A 4,107-nucleotide genomic window follows, 5' to 3' on the forward strand; every position below is an offset into this window, starting at 1 on the left:
CCGCGCCTGGCCGAGCGGCTCTGCGCGCGCTACCGCGACCCCGCGAGCGGCGTGCGGGTGGTGCGGGCCGACTTCACCCGGGTGCGCCCGCCGCGGGGTGAGTTCCACCTGGTGGGCAACATCCCCTACGCGCGCACTGCGGACATCGTGCGCTGGTGCCTGGACGCGCGGGGTCTGGCCTCGGCCACGCTCGTCACCCAGCTGGAGTACGCGCGCAAGCGCACCGGCGGGTTCGGTCGGTGGAGCCGGTTGACCGTGCTGACCTGGCCGGAGTGGTCGTGGTCGCTGGCCGGGCGGATCGACCGGCAGCGGTTCCGGCCGGTGCCGCGGGTGGATTCGGGCATCCTGGTGCTGCGCAGGCGCCGGACGCCCCTGGTGGACCCGGGGCGGATGGGCGGCTACCGGCGCCTGGTGGAGCTGGGCTTCGGGGGCGCGGGCGGGTCGCTGGGGGCGTCGCTGCGCCGCGCCCACCCCGCCCGGCGGGTGGACCGGGCGCTGGCCCGCGCCCAGGTCGCGGCGGGTACCCCCGTCGGGCACGTGGACCCGGGGCAGTGGCTGGAGGTCTTCCGGGCGCTGGAGGACTGAGGCCGCGCGTCACGCGGCCGCCACGCGCACGCCCGTCCGTGTCGGGCGGACGGGCGTCCGGCGCGGGTGCGTTCCGGCCCAGTCTGGGCGCATGCGCGCCCCTCTTCTCCCCCTGTCCCTCGCCCTCGTCCTGCCCGTGCTCGGTTGCGCGGCGCAGGAGTCGTCGCGGGCCTTCGACGAGTCGTACCGCGTCACCCACACGGTGCCGGACCTGGGACGGGTACTCGGTTTCGGCGAGTTCGAGACCGTGTGCGAGGCGGGGGGCCGAGACGGCGAGGAGATGGTGTTCACCGGGCAGGACGCGCAGCCGCGCCCCGGGGATCGCGGTGGCGAGCCGTCGGCCCCGGTCCAGGGGCAGCCAGGTGTCCTCCTCGCCCCACACCACCGGCACCGGCAGGTCGTCGAGGTCGGCGTAGGAGTCCTCGACCTCGGCGGTGTCACGCTCGTCGGCCTGAGGCGGGAGGATCCAGCAGACCATGCATGGAACCACTGGTGGTTGACGCTTCATTGCCCGGGCAGCCCCGAAGGCTCAACATCCTGACAGGTCCTGTCCGACCCCGTGACCCTTGGCTATCGGGCCACTGCGAAATGTGGCACACGTCGGCAGGGAAGTGACTGGCTTAGCCAGTCAAGCCGGGAGCGCCTTCACTGTGGAAGGACAGGACACGCGCAGGACGGCGAAGCACTCCCCGGGCACGGTGACGGTGGTCCCCCCGGTCTTGGGCTCACCGTTGGCGAGCAGGAGTTCGCGCGGGGCCGCGTCCAGCTCCACCCCGGCGCCGTCGGCGTCCAGGTTGCACACCACCCGCAGGCTTCCCCGGACCAGGACGAGCTGGCGTCCGCCGCCGCTGACCTCGACCGCGAAGCGGTCCAGGCGCGGGTCGGACAGCTCCGGCTCCACGCGCCGCAGGGCGATGAGCGCCCGGTAGGTGTCCAGGACCAGCCCGTGCGGTTCGCGTCCGGGCTGGGACCAGTCCAGGACCGCGCCGTCGCGGGTGGCCGGGTCCATGGGGTCGGGGACCTCCTCCTCGGCCCACCCCAGGGCGGCGAACTCGCGACGGCGGCCCTCGCGCACACCCCTGACCAGGTCGGGGTCGGTGAAGGAGGCGAAGAACGGCCAGGGCGTGGTGGCCGCCCACTCCTCCCCCATGAAGATCATGGGGGTGTAGGGGGAGCAGAGCACCAGTGCGGCGCCGCAGGCGAGCAGGCCCGGGGAGAGGTGTTCGCCCATGCGGTCGCCCCGCGCCCGGTTGCCGATCTGGTCGTGGGTGCTCAGGTAGGCCAGGAAGCGGCTGCCGGGGACGCGCGCGGTGTCCACGGGCGCGCCGTGGGTGCGTCCGCGGAAGCTGGATCGGGTGCCCGCGTGCCAGAACACGCGGGTGAGCGCGGCGGGCAGCGCCCCGGGGTCGGCGAAGTCGGCGTAGTAGCCGTGGGTCTCCCCGGTGAGGGCGACGTGCAGGGCGTGGTGGAGGTCGTCGGACCACTGGGCGGTCATGCCCAGGCCGCCCGCCTCGCAGGGCAGGACGGTGCGGGGGTCGTTGCGGTCGGACTCGGCGACGAGGGACAGCGGTCGGCCCAGGGCGGCGGCGAGGGCGTCGACCTCCTCGGCGAGTTCGGCCAGCAGCGGGGTGGCGCGGTCGTCGCGCAGGGCGTGCACGGCGTCCAGGCGCAGTCCGTCCAGGTGGTAGTGGCGCAGCCAGTCCAGGGCGTTGTCCAGGACCGTGCGGCGGACCGGGTCGGAGTCGGGCCCGTCCAGGTTGAGGGAGGGACCCCAGGCGTTCTCACCGGAGAAGTAGGGGCCGAAGCGGGGCATGTAGGCGCCCGAGGGGCCGAGGTGGTTGTAGACCACGTCCAGCAGGACGGCCAGGCCGCGGCGGTGGCAGGCGTCGACGAGGGTCTTGAGGGCGTCGGGGCCGCCGTAGGGGTCGTGGACGGCCGCCCACAGGACCCCGTCGTAGCCCCAGCCGTGGGTGCCGTCGAAGGCGTTGACCGGCAGGAGTTCGACGTGGGTGACGCCGAGGCCGACCAGGTGGTCGAGGCGGTCGGCGACGGCGGCGAAGGTGCCCTGGGGGGTGAAGGTGCCCACGTGGAGTTCGTAGACGACGGCGCCCGCGAGGGGGCGTCCGGTCCAGGCGGCGTCGGTCCAGGCGAAGGCGGCGTGGTCGTGGACGCGGCTGGGTCCGTGGACGCCGTGGGGCTGGTGGAGTGAGCGGGGGTCGGGCAGGGGCTGGGGGTCGTCGTCCAGGAGGTAGGCGTACTCGGTGCCGGGCCCGGCTTCCTCGACCCGGACGCGCCACCAGCCGTCGTCGTCGAGCCGCATGGCGACGTCGCGCTCCACTGTGCCGTCGCGCTCTACTGTGCCACCGCGCTCCGCCGTGCCGTACAGGCGCAGGCGGACGCGTTCGCGGTGGGGCGCCCACACGGCGAAGTCGCCGCGGACGCCGACCCCCGGAACGGCGGGGGCGGCGAGGGCGTCGGACGTGGTCGGGGTGGTCTGGGCTTCGCTCACGGAGGGTGGTCTACCCGGCTCCCGCGTCCGTCACCCGCGGCTGTCGGTGTTGCCCCGACCCGCCCGTTTCGCTCAGCGGCGCGGGCGGTAGGCGTGCAGGCGCACCGACGCCGTGACGGCCGTCGGCTCGGGCAGGGCGGCGATGCGGGCGCGCAGGTCCTCGGCGCCGACGTGGCGGGCGCTGGGCCCCATGCCGACGACGGTCGCGGCGTCGGCGTGGTCCAGGTCCATGGTGAAGCGCAGGTCCTCGGTCCCGGCGGGGGCGAAGTGCCCGTGCAACGAGTCGGCGAGGCGCTCGTCCTTGCGCGGGTCCACCTCCAGCAGGCCCAGCGGCCCGCGCAGTTCGGCGAGGTGGTCGGCGGCGGGGGCGAGGACCAGCAACACACCGTCGGCACGCAGGACGCGGTGGAACTCGGCGGCGTTGCGCGGCGCGAACACGTTGAGCAGGGCGTCCGCGGAGCCGTCGCGCAGCGGCAGGCCCCGCCAGGCGTCGGCGGTCACGGCGCCGCCGCGCTCGTGCGCCCTGGCCGCCCTGCGGGCGGCGAACTTGGAGGCGTCGGCGGTCAGCCCCACGGCTTCGGGCAGGGCCTCCAGCACGCGGGTCAGGTGGTGCCCGGTCCCGCCGCCGATGTCGGCGACCAGCGGCGCGGGCGCGGTGAGCTCGCGGGCCAGGGCGGCGGCCAGCGCGGCGGAGATCGGGTCGTGGTGCCCCGCCTCCTGGAACCGGAGGCGGTCGGCGACCATCTCCCGGCTGTCGCCCGTCCCGGGCGGCGTGGCCCCGGTGAGCAGGCTCGCGTACCCCTCCCGCGCCACGTTGAAGCTGTGCCCGGCGCCGCAGGAGAGCCCGCGTTCGCCCTGGTCGAGCCCGCGCCCGCAGGAGGGGCAGGCCAGGGCCGCCGCGACGGCCGCGGGCATGCGGAGTCGGGGGCCGGTGGTGTGTGGGGTGTTCGTGCGCGCCATGATCGCGGCAAGCCTACCCGCGCTCCGGAGAGGCCGGGGGGTTGCGACGACCC

General features: G+C 75.4%; 4 protein-coding genes. 2 read left to right on the forward strand and 2 right to left on the reverse strand.

Annotated features, from left to right (window positions below; genetic code table 11):
• Nucleotides 1–585: rRNA adenine N-6-methyltransferase family protein (locus ACSIH6_RS39040; RefSeq protein ID WP_435113875.1), on the forward strand; the 585-nt coding region annotated here is incomplete at its 5' end.
• A gap of 91 nt (nucleotides 586–676) precedes the next feature.
• Entirely contained in the window at nucleotides 677–1,126 is a 450-nt protein-coding gene (locus tag ACSIH6_RS39045; protein WP_435113877.1) for a hypothetical protein, read from the forward strand.
• A gap of 87 nt (nucleotides 1,127–1,213) precedes the next feature.
• Here the strand turns inward: ACSIH6_RS39045 and treZ are convergent, their stop codons facing one another.
• A complete protein-coding gene (gene treZ, locus ACSIH6_RS39050; protein WP_435113879.1) occupies nucleotides 1,214–3,094 on the reverse strand; it encodes a malto-oligosyltrehalose trehalohydrolase in 1,881 nt (626 codons plus the stop codon).
• A gap of 72 nt (nucleotides 3,095–3,166) precedes the next feature.
• A complete protein-coding gene (locus tag ACSIH6_RS39055) occupies nucleotides 3,167–4,054 on the reverse strand; it encodes a putative RNA methyltransferase (protein WP_435113881.1) in 888 nt (295 codons plus the stop codon).
• Nucleotides 4,055–4,107: the final 53 nt, after the last annotated feature.

It is taken from the genome of Nocardiopsis synnemataformans, from assembly GCF_965343085.1.
Lineage (GTDB): Bacteria > Actinomycetota > Actinomycetes > Streptosporangiales > Streptosporangiaceae > Nocardiopsis > Nocardiopsis alborubida.